Raw genomic sequence first — 15,479 nt, forward strand, 5'->3', positions numbered from 1 at the left:
GCGGCCGGCGCAGGGGGCCTCGGCGCGGCGGGGGCGCGGCTACGCGTCGCGCTGCGTGATGCGGCGCGCGAGCGCCGCGAGCTCGATCTTCGCCGGCTCGGCCAGGGGCGCGGCAGCAAGCGCAGCCAGCGCGTCGTCGACGTGCCCGGCGATCAGCGCCTCCACCCGGTCTGCTGCGCCGCTCGACACGATCGTCGCCTGCAGGGTCGCGATCTGCTCCGGCGTGAGGTCGGGGTCGCCGAGCATCTCGTCGAAGATGCGACGGCTGCCGGCCGAGAGCGTCTGCCGGGTGAGGGCGACGAGCACCGTGCGCTTGCCCTCGCGCAGGTCGTCGCCCGACGGCTTGCCGGTGCGGGCCGCGTCGCCGAACACACCGAGCTGGTCGTCGCGCAGCTGGAACGCAATGCCGAGCGGCAGCCCGAACGCCTGCAGCGCGGCGACCTGCTCCGCCGATGCGCCGTGCAGGCGCGCCCCGAGCACCAGGGGCGCCTCCACGCTGTACTTCGCCGACTTGTAGACGATGACCCGTTCCGCCCGCGAGAGCAGTTCGCCCTCCGGCACGACCGGCCACGCCCCCTCTTCGTGCACATCGAGGTACTGCCCGAGCGTCACCTCGACGCGCATGCGGTTGAACTCCCGGCGAGTGGATGCCGCGGCATCCGGTTCGAGCACCTGCAACGCGTCGCCCACCAGCTCGTCGCTCCACGCCAGCAGCAGATCGCCCATCAAGATGCCGCTCGCCCGCCCGTACGCCACGGCGTCACCCGAGAAGCCCGACGAGGTGTGCAGGTTCTCGAAGCTGCGGTGCGCGGCGGGCATGCCCCTGCGGGTGTCGGAGTTGTCGATGATGTCGTCGTGCACGAGCGCTGCGGCGTGGAAGAACTCGAGCGCCGTGCAGAGCCCGACGAGCGCCCGGAACTCTGACTCGCCGGGGCCGGAACCGTACCCCGTGGCCTGCTCGGCGCTGCGGATCTCGGGCTCGAGAACGGCCCGCCAGCCCCAGTAGCAGAACTGCGCCCGGAACCGTTTGCCCCCGCTGAGAAGATTCCGCGAAAAATCGCCGAAAGGCGCCAATTCGTTCGCTATAGAGGCGAGAATGGGATCGCGGTCAATGAGGAAGTCAGCGATGTGAGAGTCGACCAACTTCGTCAGGCGTGTACTTTCGGTCACGCGCCTAGCCTAGCTACGATCGCAGCAGTATCATTTGACGGCGCGGTACCAACCGGTCCGCACGCGGGTGAGCTGCGAAACTACGGTCGATACCGAACCTAGAGGTGAATGAAATGCCGCTTTCGGAGCAAGAGCAGAAGCTCCTCGATGAGATGGAACGCAGTCTCTATCACAATGATGCCGATTTCGTGTCGGCGGTCGGAGCCGGGCGAGGTCGCCTGAGCTACGGGTCGCTGGTTCTCGGTGTGCTGGTCGCCATCGTCGGCCTGGCCGTCGTGATCGTCGGGGTGGTCATCCATCTCCCGCTCGTCGGCATCCTGGGTTTCGCCGTGATGTTCACCGGCGTGCTCCTGGCCCTCCGACCGACCAAGGCGCTCGGCCGTATGCGCGGCGGCAGTGCAGCCCCCGGCGCGGCCAGCGCGGGTGCCTCACGCAAGCCGGCCGGCAAGGCCGGCTTCATGGACCGACTGAACGACCGGTGGGACGACCGCAACGAGAAGAACGAGTAGCCTCGCACCCCACAACGACCTGAGAGAGAGACCGGCCCCCGCGGGCCGGTCTTTTTTTGTGCCCGAAAGGGAGGGCTCGAACGATCTGTGGAGGAAAACACCAGCATTGTGGAGGGATGTGGAGTAACGTGGAGGCACACCCGCAGTCTGGCCGGAAATGAGGGGAGTGAAGGAGCATGTTCCTTGGTACCTACACCCCCAAGCTCGACGACAAAGGGCGCATCATCCTCCCGGCCAAGTTCCGCGACGAACTCTCGAGCGGTGTCGTCATGACCCGTGGGCAGGAGCACTGTATCTACGTGTTCTCCACGCGTGAATTCGAGACCGTGCACGAAAAGATCCGCCAGGCACCCGTGACCAACAAGACGGCGCGTGACTACCTCCGCGTCTTCTTGTCTGGCGCGAGCGCGGAGAACCCCGACAGCCAGCACCGGGTCACCGTGCCGGCACCACTTCGCAGCTACGCCGGCCTCGATCGCGACCTCGTCGTGATCGGCGCAGGCAGCCGTGCAGAGATCTGGGACGCCGAGGCCTGGGAGACCTACCTCGCCGAGCAGGAAGCCAAGTTCTCCGACACCGACGAGGAGGTGATTCCGGGACTCTTCTGATGTTCCGCGCCCCGTGACTCCCAGCCGTTCGCCCTGACACACTTCCCCGGTGCCAGGTCGACTCGGGTGGGGATCAGGGGGCACGGCCTCAGAACCCGCTTCTCATGGAGATCTCCCGCATCCACACCCCCGTCATGCTCGAACGGTCTATCGACCTCCTCGGCCCCGCCATCGGCGAGCCGGGGGCCGTGCTCGTCGACGGCACCCTCGGCCTGGGTGGCCACGCCGAAGCCTTCCTCGCCCGTTTTCCCGACCTCACACTGGTGGGTCTCGACCGTGACCTCGAGGCGCTGGCGCTGGCGGGGGAGCGGCTCGCGCCGTTCGGTGAGCGCGCGAAGCTCGTGCACTGCCGCTATGACGAGATCCAGGATGCTCTGCGGGGGCAGGGCTACCAGGCCGTGCAGGGCATTCTGCTCGACCTCGGTGTCTCGTCGATGCAGCTCGACCGGGCAGAACGCGGTTTCGCCTACTCGAAGGATGCGCCGCTCGACATGCGCATGGACGGTACCGCAGACCTGACCGCAGAACAGATTCTCGCCGAGTACTCAGAGGCCGACCTCCGCCGCATCTTCTGGGAGTACGGCGAAGAGCGCCTGGCTGCCCGTTTCGCCCGGCGCATCGTGGAGCGCCGCGCCGACCACCCTCTCGTGAGGTCGGCCGAGCTGGTCGATCTGCTCTCGAAGGCGACCCCGGCGGCCCTCGCCCGGCAGGGGCACCCGGCAAAACGCGTCTTCCAGGCCCTCCGCATCGAGGTCAACCAGGAGCTCGCGTCGCTCGAAGCCGTCGTTCCGGCGGCCATCGCCTCGCTCGCCCTCGGCGGCCGCATGGTCGTTCTCTCGTACCAGTCGCTCGAAGACCGCATCGTCAAGCGAGCGCTCGCTGCCGCGACCACCTCCTCCACCCCGCCGGGCCTGCCCGTCGAACTCCCCGAGCACCAGGCGCAACTGCGGCTGCTCGTTCGGGGTGCCGAACTCGCCACCGATGACGAGAAGGCTGCCAACCCCCGATCCACCCCCGTGCGACTGCGCGCGGCTGAGCGAGTGAGAGTCGCATCATGACCAGTGTCGCCCCAACCCGTCTGCCCCGGGCATCCAGTTCCGCAACCGCGCTCGCCGACCCGTACGCCGATCCCTTCGCCGACGCGTTCCTCGGTGACTACTCGCCGCCTGTCGCCCCGAAGTCGCCGTTCAGCATCGCCGCGGCGGGCGTTCTGCGCCGCCGCAAGCCGAAGCTCGCCTACGCGGCGGTCGTGGTCGTCGGGGTGTTCGCGATCGTCGTGGCGCAGCTGATGCTGAGCATCGGGCTCTCGAACGGCGCGTACGAGATCGAGTCCCTGCAGTCGCAGCAGAAGGAGATAGACCGTACGAACAGCGCGCTCTCCGAGCAGCTCGACGGGCTCAGCGCCCCGCAGAGCCTGGCCGCCAGTGCGGAATCGCTCGGCATGGTCGCCAACGTGCACCCCGCGTACCTGCGCCTCTCCGACGGCGCTGTGCTCGGCACGCCGCAGACCGCCTCGTCGACGTCGGGCTCGCTCACGAACGGGCAGCCGTCGCTGGTGCCGAACGCGCTGACGACAGCTGCGGCCGCTGCCGCCGCCGGAGCCGCCGCGCCCGCTTCCGCTTCCGCGGCCGCGGCCGCAGCCGCCGGCGCAGAGGGAGCGGCGGCCACCGCGGGCACGCCGGTCGGCGCCCCGAGCGCGCCTCCCGCCGCTGCCGCGACCGCCGCAGTACCGTGGCAGGGCCAGCTGCCCTCGCCGACCACTCACTGATCGCACGCCTGACAGGCTCCACCGTAAGGACACCTCGCCCGTGACGAGTTCCCGTTCCACCCGCAACCGAGTCGCCGTGTCGATCGTCGTGATCGTGGCCCTGGTCGCGGTTCTGGTCGTCAGGCTCGTCGACATCCAGGTGGTGCAGGCGAGCGACCTGAACGCCCAGTCGTACGACAAGCTGAGCGTGCCGCAGGCGATCTACGGCCCCCGCGGCGACATCGTCGACGCGAACGGTGTCGTCCTCGCCACGACCGTCATCCGCTACAACGTGACGGCTTCGCCGAAGGATGTCGCGGACTACACCCCCGTCGACCCGACGACGGGCGGCGACCTTCCCGATGTGACACCGAACGAGGCGGCCGCGAAGATCGCCGCGATCACCGGCCAGACCGCCGACGCGGTCTACGGCCTGCTGACGGCCGACAAGACCTCCTCGTACGCGCTCATCATCAAGGGCATCGACCTCGACAAGTACCGCGCGATCGTCGCCCTCGACATTCCGTGGCTCTACTACGAGACCGACCCGCAGCGCATCTACCCCAACGGCAGCGTGGCCGGCAACATCGTCGGCTTCATGGGCAACGACGATGCGGGCACGCTCGTCGGCACGGGTGGCCTGGAGCAGAAGGAGAACCAGTGCCTCGCCGGTTCCGACGGGCTGCAGACGTATGAGAAGGGCGCAGACGGCGTCGCCATTCCGAACACGACCGTTCTCGACAAGGAGCCGGTGAACGGCTCCACCGTGGTCACCACCATCGACAGCGACCTGCAGTACTACTCGCAGCAGGTTCTCGCGCAGCAGGTCACGGCGACCGGTGCCGAGTGGGGGAGCGTCGTCGTCACCGAGGTGAAGACCGGCAAGCTGCTGACGGTCGCCCAGTACCCCACGGCCGACCCGAACAACCTCGACGCGACCGACCCGAGCTTCTGGGGCGCCATCGCCTTCGACCGCCCGTTCGAGCCCGGCTCGACGTTCAAGTCGGAGTCGGCCGCGACCATCATCGACGCGGGCAAGGGCTCCCCGACGACCGGCACGGTCGTGCCGCAGCGCTACAAGACACCCGGCGGCGCGGTCATCACCGATGACGAAGCGCACGGCCCGGAGCAGATGACCCTGACGGGCATCATGCAGGTCTCCTCGAATGTCGGCATCTCGCTGCTCTCCGCGATGCTCACCGACCAGCAGCGCTACGAGTACATGAAGAAGTTCCACCTCGGCGAGTCGAGCGAGGTCGGTTTTCCGGGCGAGTCGGAGGGCATCATCCGCGACCCCACGCAGTGGGACGAGCAGACCCTCTGGAACACGTCGTTCGGCCAGGGCCTGACCACGACCGCCGTGCAGGTCGCCAGCATCTACCAGACCCTCGGCAACGGCGGGGTGCGGATGCCGGTGAGCCTCGTCGAGGGCTGCAAGGCCGCCGACGGCACCCTCACCGAGACTCCCAGCACGCAGGGCGAGCAGGTCGTCTCCAGCACCGCCGCGCAGCAGACGGTCGACATGATGCAGAGCGTCGTGCAGGGCGGATACGCGGCGTCGCTGCTGAAGATCCCCGGCTACAACGTCGCCGCCAAGACGGGCACGGCTGAGGTCAGCAACGGCCAGGGCGCCTACGGAGGCGGCTACCTCACGAGCGTCGCAGGCCTGGCTCCGGCGGAGGCTCCGCAGTACGTCGTTTCGGTCAACCTGATGAAGCCGGTTACCATTACTAACGGTTCAGCTGCGGCTCCGGTCTTCCAGAAGATCATGTCGCAGGTGCTCCAGAAGTACCGCGTGGCACCCTCCACCGTTCCCGCGGCCGACTACCCGACCAGCTATTGAACTCGCGAGGAGCCAGGTGACGACAGGGCACACTTCCGGGCTGCGACCCGAACGCCCCGATCTCCGCCCCCTCCCCGATCTGGCTCGCCGGTTCGACCTCGAGGTGCACGGCGACATCGAGGGGCTGGCCGTGACCGGCATCACCCTCTCCTCCAAGTCGGTCGAACCGGGTGACCTGTACGTGGGGCTGGCCGGCGTCAACGCGCACGGCGCGCAGTTCGCGGGCGATGCGCGCGAGAAGGGGGCCGTCGCGATCGTGACGGATGCCCGGGGCCACGCCCTCGCTGCGCACTCGGGCCTGCCCGTTCTCGTCACCAGCGACCCCCGGGCCTCCCTCGGGGCGCTGTCGGCCTGGGTCTACCAGACCACCGACTACGCACCCCTTCTCTTCGGCATCACCGGTACGAACGGCAAGACGAGCGTGGCCTACATCATCGAGGCCGTGCTGCGGCAGCTCGGCGTACTCGCCGGTCTCAGCACCACCGCAGAGCGACGGATCGGCGACTACGCGGTCACGAGTTCCCTGACCACTCCCGAGGCGACGGAGGTGCACGGTCTGCTCGCCCGCATGCGCGAGGCCGATGCGGCCGCCGTCGTGATCGAGACGAGCGCCCAGGCACTCACCCGGCACCGCGTCGACGGGATCGTGTTCGACGTCGTCGGCTTCACGAACCTCACGCACGACCACCTCGACGACTACGGCACGATGCAGGCCTACTTCGAGGCGAAGGCGCCGCTCTTCACCGCCGAGCGGGCGAAGCGCGGCGTGGTCATCAACGACGCGGAGTGGGGTACCAAGCTCGCGCGCGCCGCGACGATCCCTGTCGTGCAGCTCTCGACCTACCCGGGCAAGGCCGCCGACTGGTATGCGGCGATCCTCCGCGAGACGATCGACGAGACCCGCTTCATCCTGAACGGGCCCGACGACCAGTCGATCACGACATCGATCCCGGTGCTCGGCCGGCACATGGCCGAGAATGCCGCCCTGGCTCTGGTCATGCTGGTCGAGGCGGGCTACCCGCTCGCCGACATCGCTGCGGCGTTGACCCGAGACGGCGGCATCGACGTCTACATTCCCGGGCGGGCCGAACGCATCGCGAACTCCGGGCCGGCCGTGTTCATCGACTACGGGCACAGCCCCGACGCCTTCACCAGCACGCTCGACTCGTTGCGCCGGGTGACCGACGGGCGCATCATCATGGTCTTCGGCGCCGACGGCGACCGCGACCCCTCGAAGCGCGTCGAGATGGGCCAGATCGCCGCCCGGCTCTCCGACGTCGTGGTGGTCACCGACTTCCACCCGCGGAACGAAGACCCCGCGGCGATCCGGAAGGTGCTCGTCGATGCGGCGCGCGCGGCCGTGCCCTCGCGCGAGCTCTACGAGGTCGCCGACCCGCGAGACGCGTTCCGGCAGGCCCTGGCCGTCGCGACACCCGACGACGCGATCCTCTACGCCGGCCCCGGCCACGAGGACTACCACGAGGTGGCCGGCGTGCACATTCCCTACTCCGCGCGAGACGACGCTCGCCTCGCGCTCCACGAATCCGGATGGCTCTGACCCATGCTCGACCTCACCCTTGACGACACGGCCCGCATCGTGGGCGGCACCCTCGTTCTCGGCGACCACGCTGTGCAGGAGGGCACCTCCGGCATCTCCGTCGTGAACGGCGCCGTCGACACCGACTCCCGCGAGATCGTGCCGGGCGGCATCTTCGTCGCCAAGCCCGGCGAGTTCAGCGACGGGCACCTCTACATTCCCGCCGCCATCGCGAACGGCGCGGCCCTCGTCATCGCCGAGCACGTCACCGACGACCTGACCGTTCCGCAGATCATCGTGGCGAACTCGGTCGAGGCGCTCGGGATGCTGGCCACAGAGGTGATCCGGCGCATCCGCGAGCTCGGAGTGCTCACCGTCATCGGCATCACCGGCTCGAACGGCAAGACCACCACGAAGAACCTGGTGCGCGCCATCCTCGAACAGCACGGACCGACGATCGCCCCCCGCGACTCGTTCAACAACGAGGTCGGTGCTCCGCTGACGATGCTGAAGGTCGAGCCGGAGACCCGGTTCCTCGTCGCCGAGATGGGCGCGAGTGCTCCCGGCGAGATCACCCGGCTGGTGCGCATGGCCCGCCCCGACATCGGCGTCGTGCTGACGGTCGGCCTGGCCCACGCCGGCGAGTTCGGCGGTATCGAGAAGACGCTCGCGACGAAGACCGAGATGGTCACCGACCTGCTGCCGACGGATGTCGCGGTGCTGAACCTCGACGACTACCGGGTCGAGAGCATGGCCGAGAAGACCCGCGCCGAGGTTCTGTGGTTCGGCCTCGATGCGACTGCGGGAGTGCGGGCATCCGAACTCCTGCAGACGGCGAAGGGCACCGACTTCACGCTCACCCTGCCGACAGGTGAGTCGGAGCGGGTGCACTTCGGTGTGCTCGGCGAGCACCACGTCACCAATGCCCTGGCCGCGGCATCCGTCGCCCACACCGTCGGGGTGCCCCTGGAGTCGATCGTCGCCGGGCTCGAGTCGGTGACGCGGGCCGAACGCTGGCGAATGGAGGTGCTGCCCTCGACCCAGGGGGTCACCATCATCAACGACGCGTACAACGCGAGCCCGGATTCGATGCTCGCGGGGCTGAAGACCCTCGCCCAGATCTCGGGTGAAGGCATCCGGCGCGTGGCGATCCTCGGCGAGATGAGCGAGCTCGGCGAGTTCTCGCTCGAGGAGCACGACCGCATCGGCCGCACCATCGTGCGGCTCGGCATCGAGCGCATCTTCGTCGTCGGTGAGGGCGCCCGCGCGCTGCACCTGGCGGCGACGCACGAAGGCTCGTGGGACGGCGAGTCCGAGTTCTTCGACACCGCCGACGAGGCGTACGATCGGCTGTCGAACGAACTGCGTTCGGGGGATGTCGTACTGGTCAAGTCGTCGAACTCGGCGGGGCTGCGTTTTCTCGGCGACAGGCTGGGGGAGCTCTTCGCATGATCACACTCATCGGTGCGGGCGGCCTCTCGATGGTCTTCTCGCTGTTCATGACCCCTGTCTTCATCAGGCTGTTCAAGAAGCTGGCCTGGGGCCAGTACATCAACATCGACGGCCCGGCGTCTCATCACGTCAAGCGCGGAACGCCCACCATGGGCGGCATCGTCATCATCCTGGCGACGCTGTTCGGCTACTTCGGGGCACTGCTGGTCACCGGCAACCCGCCCTCGGTCTCTGTGCTGCTGGTGCTGTTCATGATGGTGGGCCTCGGCATCGTCGGGTTCATCGACGACTTCCTGAAGGTGCGCAACCGGCGGAGCCTCGGCCTCGGCCCGACGGCGAAACTGGTCGGCCAGCTGCTGGTCGGGGGCAGCTTTGCCCTGATCGCGATGAACGCCCAGGGGCCGAACGGCCTGACGGTGGCCTCGACGCACATCTCCGCCATCCGCGACCTCGACTTCGACTTCCTTCAGTGGGGGGTGATCGCCGGAACGATCGCCTTCGTGGTCTGGATCGTGCTGATCGTGCTGGCGACGTCGAACGCGGTGAACCTCACCGACGGTCTCGACGGTCTCGCGCCCGGTTCCGCCATCCTCGCGATCGGCTCGTTCGTCATCATCGGTTTCTGGCAGGCGAACCAGTCGTGTGCGAGCCTGACGCTCGACCCCGACGTGACCTTCAAGTGCTACAACGTGAACCAGCCGCTCGATCTGGCCGTGGTGGCCGCGGCCGTCGCCGGTGCGCTGATCGGCTTCCTGTGGTGGAACACGAACCCCGCCAAGATCTTCCTCGGCGACACCGGTTCGCTGGCCATCGGCGGGGCGCTGGCTGCCCTGGCCATCGAGAGCCGCACAGAACTGCTGCTCATCCTGATCGGCGGCATCTTCGTGATCGTCGCGGGCCAGGTGGTCGTGCAGCTCACCTACTTCCGTCTCACCGGCGGCAAGCGCATCTGGCGCGCGAGCCCGCTGCACCACCACTTCGAGGTGAAGGGCTGGGCAGAGGTCACCATCGTGGTGCGCTTCTGGATCATCGCTGGCCTCTGCGTGGCAGCCGGCGTCGGCGCCTTCTACCTCGAATGGATCCTGCAGGATTGACTGACACGACCGACCGCCTCGCATCCCTGACCAGCTGGCACTCCGACTGGAGCGGCCTGCGGGTCGGCGTGCTCGGCCTCGGCAAGACCGGTTTCTCGGTCGCCGACACCCTCGTCGAACTCGGTGCGCGCGTGCTCGTCGTCGCCCAGCGCGCCGACGATTCGCAGGTGCGTCTCGTCGAGGTGATCGGTGCGGGCCTGGTGCTCGATGCGGTTCTGGATGCCGCGCCCCCCGCCCTGGTCGACCTCGACCCCGAGGTGCTCGTCGTGTCGCCGGGCTTCCACCCCGATCATCCGGTGCTCCTCTGGGCTGCCGCGCGGGGAATCCCGGTCTGGGGCGATGTGGAACTCGCCTGGCGCCTCCGGGACAAGGTGGGCGAGCCTGCCAAGTGGGTGGCGATCACCGGAACGAACGGCAAGACCACCACGACCCAGCTGACGGCGACCATGCTCGTCGCGGGCGGCCTGCGGGCCGCGCCCTGCGGCAACATCGGCATCCCGGTGCTCGACGCCATCCGTGACCCCCAGGGTTTCGACGTTCTGGTCGTCGAGCTCTCGAGCTACCAGCTGCATTCGACCTTCAGCATGTCGCCGCACGCGGCGGTCTGCCTGAATGTCGCCGAAGACCACCTCGACTGGCACGGCTCGTTCGAGGCGTACACCGCGGCGAAGGCCAGGGTCTACACGAACACGAAGGTGGCCTGCGTCTACAACAGGTCGGATGCCCGCACCATCGCCATGGTCGAAGAGGCCGAGGTGATCGACGGCGCCCGCGCCATCGGTTTCGGGCTCGGCGTGCCGGGGCTCAGCGATTTCGGGGTCGTCGACGGCATCCTCTGCGACCGGGCGTTCACCGAGGATCGCCGCACGACCGCGCTCGAGATCACCACCGTCTCGGCCCTGGCCGCGCGCGGGCTCGGGGCGCCGCACACGGTCGCCAACATCCTCGCCGCCGCGGCACTCGCCCGATCGTTCGGGGTGCCGATCGAGGCGATCCGCGCCGCCCTCGACATCTTCGAACTCGACCGTCACCGCATCGAGCAGGTCGCGGTAGCCGACGGGATCACCTGGGTGAACGACTCCAAGGCGACGAATGCGCACGCAGCGAACGCGTCGCTCGGTGCGTTCGAGTCGGTGGTCTGGATCGTCGGGGGGCTGCTGAAGGGCGTCGACATCGACCCGCTCGTCGAGGCGCGCGCGTCGAAGCTGCGGGCCGCCGTGCTGATCGGCGTGGATCGGGAACCTCTCAGGAAGGCATTCGAACGACACGCGCCCGGGGTGCCCCTGTTCGAGGTCGGCGACCCAGAGACTGAGGGAGTGATGTCGGCCGCCGTGCGGTTGGCAGCCGCAGCAGCTGTGCCCGGAGACGTGGTGCTGCTTGCTCCGGCCGCAGCGTCGATGGACCAGTTCGTCGACTACTCCGACCGGGGCGAACGATTTGCCCGGGCAGTACGCGATTTTCTTGGAGGTGGGGCAGCTGACGAACACGATGCGCCGCCCACAGGGCACTCGCCCTCGTAAACCGTCCGTTCCCTCGGCATCGGCCGCGACGTCGGCCACGGCGCCCCGCACCGGCACCCGCCCCGCAGGTTCCGCCGCGGCATCCGGAGCCGGAGCGAACCGCCCCAGCCTGGCCGACCGCACCCGGGCCCGCACGGCGCGCATCTCGGTGAACCGGGTGTTCCAGGCCGAGTCGAGCAACTACTACTTCCTGCTCGGCACCACGCTCTTCCTCGTCGTGCTCGGGCTCGTCATGGTGCTCTCGTCGTCGTCGATCGACTCCTACACCGCGCGCCAGGGCTTCTTCGGCACCTTCTGGAAGCAGGGGGTCTTCGCCCTCATCGGCGTGCCGTTGATGCTCGTGATCTCCCGCCTGCCGATGCGCTTCTGGAAGCGCTGGGGCTGGGTCGCCCTGGCCGGCGGCGTCGGGCTGCAGCTCGTCGTGCTGTTCACTCCTCTCGGCGTGAAGGTCGGCGGCAACCTGAACTGGCTGAACGTCGGCGGCGTAAGCCTCCAGCCCTCGGAGCTGATCAAGCTCGGGCTCGTCATCTGGATGGGCGTCATCCTCGCGAAGAAGCAGCGCTACCTCCACCTCTGGAAGCACGTGGCGATCCCGGTGATCCCTGTCGCCGGTGGCGCCGTGCTGCTGGTGATGGCCGGCGGCGACCTCGGAACCGTGATGATCATGGCCGGCCTGCTCTTCGGCGCCCTGTTCTTCGCCGGCATCCGGCTGCGCATGTTCGTGGTGCCCCTGATTCTCGGCGGTGCGGCGATCGCGGTGATCGCCATGTCGAGCGCCAGCCGGGTCTCGCGCATCGGCACATTCCTCAGCGAGGGCTGCACCGACTACGCCGACAGCTGCTGGCAGACCCAGCACGGTCTGTTCGCCCTCGCCAACGGCGGATTCTTCGGGGTCGGCCTCGGCAACTCCAAGGCCAAGTGGTCGTGGTTGCCCGCGGCCGACAACGACTTCATCTTCGCGATCATCGGCGAGGAGCTCGGCATGATCGGTGCGCTCGTCGTCATCGCCCTGTTCGTGGCGCTGGCGATCGCCTTCCTCCGCATCGTGCGTTCGTCGAAGGACATGTTCTCGAAGGTCGTCTCGGGCTCGGTGATGGTCTGGATCATCAGCCAGGCGCTCGTCAACATCGCCGTGGTGCTGGGGGTGATCCCGGTGCTCGGCGTTCCGCTTCCGCTGATCTCGTCGGGGGGCTCTGCGCTGATCACCACCCTGATCGCGATAGGCGTGGTGCTCTCGATCGCGCGCGGGCAGACGAAGGAGACGGCGGGCGATCCGGATGCCGCGGCCCTCGTTGCGCCGGGTGCGTCACGTGTGGCGGCGGCGGGTCGCTTGCCCGGTGCTTCACGTTCGCAGGGGCTCGCCGGCGCGGGTCGCGCGACGACCGCCGCGCGTGCGACACCGACGCCTTCGCCGCGCCGCGTGGTGCGCTCGAAGTGACCACCTACCTGCTGGCCGGTGGCGGCACCGCGGGCCATGTGAACCCGCTTCTCGCCACGGCAGACGAACTGCGCCGCCGCGACCCCTCCGCCGTCGTGATCGTGGTCGGCACCGCCACCGGTCTCGAAGCGCGGCTCGTGCCCGCCCGGGGCTACGAGCTCGTGACGATACCCAAGCTGCCGTTCCCGCGGCGGCCGAATGGTGCGGCTGTCACGTTCCTGCCTGCGCTCAAGCGGGTGATCGCGAATCTCGCGGCGCTGATGCGCGACCGGCAGGTCGACGTGGTCGTCGGGTTCGGCGGTTACGCTGCCGCGCCCGCCTACCTCGCCGCGCGCCGGGCGAAGGTGCCGCTGGTCATCCATGAGGCCAACGCCCGCCCGGGCCTCGCGAATCGCCTCGGTGCCCGGTTCACGCCGCACGTGGGCGTGGCGTTCCGCACGGGGGCGCTGCCGCGCGCCCGGTTCGTGGGGATGCCGCTGCGCGCCGAGATCCAGGCTCTGGTGGGCGACCCCGCGACCGGCGCCGGCGCGGCCCGCGCGGCCGCCCGCGCCGAGGGGCTCGCCCTGTTCGGGCTCGAGCCGGGCATCCCCACCCTGCTCGTCACCGGCGGCTCCCTCGGCGCCCAGCAGCTGAACGCCGCCACCTTCGGCGCCGCAGCCGACCTCGTCGCCGCCGGGTGGCAGGTGCTGCACATCACCGGCGACCGCTCCGAGCTGGTCGACCCGGGCATCCCGGGCTACCGGATGCTGCGCTACTGCGATCGCATGGAACTCGCCCTCGCCGCCGCCGACTTTGCCGTGTCGCGGGCCGGCGCGGCCACCGTCTCCGAGCTCGCGGCGCTCGGAGTGCCCTCCGTGCTGGTGCCCTACGCGGTCGGAAACGGCGAACAGCGCTTCAACGCGGCCGACCTGGTGAACGCCGGCGGAGCGGTGCTGGTCGCCGACGCGGAATTCACACCCGAGTACCTGCGGGCATCCGTCATCCCCCTGCTCGCCGACCGCGACCGTATCGACCGCATGGCCGCCGCAGCCCTCGCCGCCGGCGTCAGCGACGGCTCGGCGCGAACAGCGGACCTGATCGAGCACGCCTTGAAGGGCGCGTAACGTTGTCTACTCGCAGAACGACAGGAAGCACAGCGTGATCAAACCCGACCTCACACTCGAGATTCCGGCCGACCTCGGAGCCGTGCACTTCGTCGGCATCGGCGGGGCCGGCATGAGCGGCATCGCGCGCCTGTTCCTGGCCGCAGGAGTCACCGTCACGGGCTCCGACCGCACCGACTCGAAGACCGCCGAGAAGCTGCGGGCGCTCGGTGCGACCGTGCACGTCGGCCACGACGCCGCGAACGTCGGCGATGCCGACACGCTGGTGGTGACCAGCGCGCTCTGGCCCGACAACCCCGAACTCGTGCTCGCCCAGCAGCGCGGGCTCCCCGTTCTGCACCGCTCCCAGGCCCTCGCCTGGCTGGTCAACCGCCGGCGCCTCATCTCCGTCGCGGGTGCGCACGGCAAGACGACGTCGACCGGGATGATCGTCACCGCCCTGCTCGAACTCGGCGCCGATCCGAGCTTCGTGAACGGCGGCGTCATCTCGTCGCTCGGCACCAGCTCGGCCTGGGGCGAGGGCGAACTCTTCGTGCTCGAGGCCGACGAGTCCGACGGCTCTTTCCTGCTCTACGACACGGCGGTCGCTCTCATCACGAACGTCGACCCCGACCACCTCGACCACTACGGGTCGGTCGAGGCCGTGGAAGACGCCTTCGTGACGTTCGCCGACGAAGCCTCGGAGCTCGTGGTGATCTCCTCCGACGATGCGGGCGCACTGCGCGTCGGGTCGCGGCTCAGCGCGTCGCGCGTGCTCACCTTCGGTGAGGCGTCGTCGGCAGATGTGCGGCTGCACTCGGTCGTGGCAGCCGGCCCCGTCTCGTTCGCGCTCGACTACCTCGGGTCGACGTACACGGGGCAGCTGCAGGTGCCCGGGGCGCACAACGCGCTGAACGCCGCGGGGGCGTTCGCGGTGCTCGTCGGGCTCGGCTTCGACCCCGCGGCATCCCTCTCGGCCCTGTCGGCGTTCACGGGCACCGGCCGCCGCTTCGAGCTGCACGACACCGTGCGCGGCGTCAGCGTCTACGACGACTATGCGCACCATCCGACGGAGGTGGATGCCGCTCTCGCCGCCGCACGCACGGTCGTCGGTGAGGGGCGCATCATCGCGGTGCACCAGCCGCACCTCTACAGTCGCACCCAGCTGCTCGCCGGCGATTTCGCCGAGACGCTGGAGCGCACGGCGGACTTCACCGTGGTGCTCGACGTCTGCGGCGCCCGCGAAGACCCCGTGCCCGGCGTGACGGGGGCGACCGTCTCGTCGCGCTTCGCCGACCCGGCCCACGTGGCGTACATCGCGGACTGGCAGGCGGCGGCGGACTTCACCGCCTCCATCGCCCGCCCCGGCGACTTCGTGGTGACGCTCGGTTGCGGCGACGTGAACCTCATCGTGCCGCAGCTGCTCGAGGCGCTGCGCGCCCCCGCCGCCGCCTGCCAGTCCGCGATGTACGCCACGTG

Annotated in this window: 13 protein-coding genes; 12 read left to right on the forward strand and 1 reads right to left on the reverse strand. The window is 69.2% G+C overall.

Annotated features, from left to right (window positions below):
- Positions 1-39 precede the first annotated feature (39 nt).
- Complete coding sequence (locus tag C5B96_RS04630) at positions 40-1,170, reverse strand: polyprenyl synthetase family protein (protein ID WP_104243426.1); 1,131 nt, start codon at positions 1,168-1,170, stop codon at positions 40-42.
- Positions 1,171-1,283: 113 nt separating this feature from the next.
- Here C5B96_RS04630 and C5B96_RS04635 point away from each other — a divergent pair, with 113 nt between their 5' ends.
- The 12 genes from C5B96_RS04635 to murC form a co-directional block, all read left to right on the forward strand.
- Positions 1,284-1,679, forward strand: coding sequence for a DUF3040 domain-containing protein (locus C5B96_RS04635; RefSeq protein ID WP_104243428.1), 396 nt, complete (start codon positions 1,284-1,286; stop codon positions 1,677-1,679).
- A 176-nt stretch (positions 1,680-1,855) separates the two neighbouring features.
- Complete coding sequence (gene mraZ, locus C5B96_RS04640) at positions 1,856-2,287, forward strand: division/cell wall cluster transcriptional repressor MraZ (RefSeq protein WP_104243430.1); 432 nt, start codon at positions 1,856-1,858, stop codon at positions 2,285-2,287.
- A gap of 104 nt (positions 2,288-2,391) precedes the next feature.
- The gene (gene rsmH / locus C5B96_RS04645; RefSeq protein ID WP_104243432.1) at positions 2,392-3,345 is read left to right on the forward strand and encodes a 16S rRNA (cytosine(1402)-N(4))-methyltransferase RsmH; all 954 of its coding nucleotides are present in this window, start codon (positions 2,392-2,394) and stop codon (positions 3,343-3,345) included.
- Entirely contained in the window at positions 3,342-4,055 is a 714-nt protein-coding gene (locus C5B96_RS17320) for a hypothetical protein (protein WP_158507115.1), read from the forward strand. Before rsmH ends, C5B96_RS17320 begins: the two co-directional genes overlap by 4 nt.
- Before the next feature lie 40 nt (positions 4,056-4,095).
- On the forward strand, positions 4,096-5,877 hold the full coding sequence (locus C5B96_RS04655) for a penicillin-binding protein 2 (protein WP_104243434.1): 1,782 nt from the start codon (positions 4,096-4,098) through the stop codon (positions 5,875-5,877).
- Positions 5,878-5,893: 16 nt separating this feature from the next.
- Positions 5,894-7,435 carry a Mur ligase family protein gene (locus tag C5B96_RS04660; RefSeq protein WP_104243436.1) on the forward strand — a complete coding sequence of 514 codons (1,542 nt, stop codon included), beginning with the start codon at positions 5,894-5,896 and terminating at the stop codon, positions 7,433-7,435.
- A 3-nt stretch (positions 7,436-7,438) separates the two neighbouring features.
- Positions 7,439-8,866, forward strand: coding sequence for a UDP-N-acetylmuramoyl-tripeptide--D-alanyl-D-alanine ligase (murF, locus tag C5B96_RS04665; RefSeq protein ID WP_104243438.1), 1,428 nt, complete (start codon positions 7,439-7,441; stop codon positions 8,864-8,866).
- Complete coding sequence (gene mraY, locus C5B96_RS04670; protein WP_104243440.1) at positions 8,863-9,960, forward strand: phospho-N-acetylmuramoyl-pentapeptide-transferase; 1,098 nt, start codon at positions 8,863-8,865, stop codon at positions 9,958-9,960. Before murF ends, mraY begins: the two co-directional genes overlap by 4 nt.
- Positions 9,957-11,480: a UDP-N-acetylmuramoyl-L-alanine--D-glutamate ligase gene (murD, locus tag C5B96_RS04675; RefSeq protein WP_233189000.1), complete on the forward strand. Its 1,524-nt coding sequence runs from the start codon at positions 9,957-9,959 to the stop codon at positions 11,478-11,480. The genes mraY and murD overlap by 4 nt, the downstream gene beginning before the upstream one ends.
- Entirely contained in the window at positions 11,449-12,918 is a 1,470-nt protein-coding gene (gene ftsW / locus C5B96_RS04680) for a putative lipid II flippase FtsW (protein ID WP_104243448.1), read from the forward strand. Before murD ends, ftsW begins: the two co-directional genes overlap by 32 nt.
- Positions 12,915-14,021: a glycosyltransferase gene (locus C5B96_RS04685; RefSeq protein WP_104243444.1), complete on the forward strand. Its 1,107-nt coding sequence runs from the start codon at positions 12,915-12,917 to the stop codon at positions 14,019-14,021. Before ftsW ends, C5B96_RS04685 begins: the two co-directional genes overlap by 4 nt.
- Before the next feature lie 34 nt (positions 14,022-14,055).
- A partial coding sequence (murC, locus tag C5B96_RS04690; RefSeq protein ID WP_104243446.1) for a UDP-N-acetylmuramate--L-alanine ligase occupies positions 14,056-15,479 on the forward strand: 1,424 nt, incomplete at its 3' end.

This window comes from Subtercola sp. Z020 (assembly GCF_002931235.1).
Lineage (GTDB): Bacteria > Actinomycetota > Actinomycetes > Actinomycetales > Microbacteriaceae > Subtercola.

Coding starts and splice junctions, on each gene's coding strand:
- murF (WP_104243438.1), top strand. CDS start 7,439: ATGCTCGACCTCACCCTTGACGACACGGCCCGCATCGTGGGCGGCACC.
- mraY (WP_104243440.1), top strand. CDS start 8,863: ATGATCACACTCATCGGTGCGGGCGGCCTCTCGATGGTCTTCTCGCTG.
- rsmH (WP_104243432.1), top strand. CDS start 2,392: ATGGAGATCTCCCGCATCCACACCCCCGTCATGCTCGAACGGTCTATC.
- C5B96_RS04635 (WP_104243428.1), top strand. CDS start 1,284: ATGCCGCTTTCGGAGCAAGAGCAGAAGCTCCTCGATGAGATGGAACGC.
- ftsW (WP_104243448.1), top strand. CDS start 11,449: ATGCGCCGCCCACAGGGCACTCGCCCTCGTAAACCGTCCGTTCCCTCG.
- C5B96_RS17320 (WP_158507115.1), top strand. CDS start 3,342: ATGACCAGTGTCGCCCCAACCCGTCTGCCCCGGGCATCCAGTTCCGCA.
- mraZ (WP_104243430.1), top strand. CDS start 1,856: ATGTTCCTTGGTACCTACACCCCCAAGCTCGACGACAAAGGGCGCATC.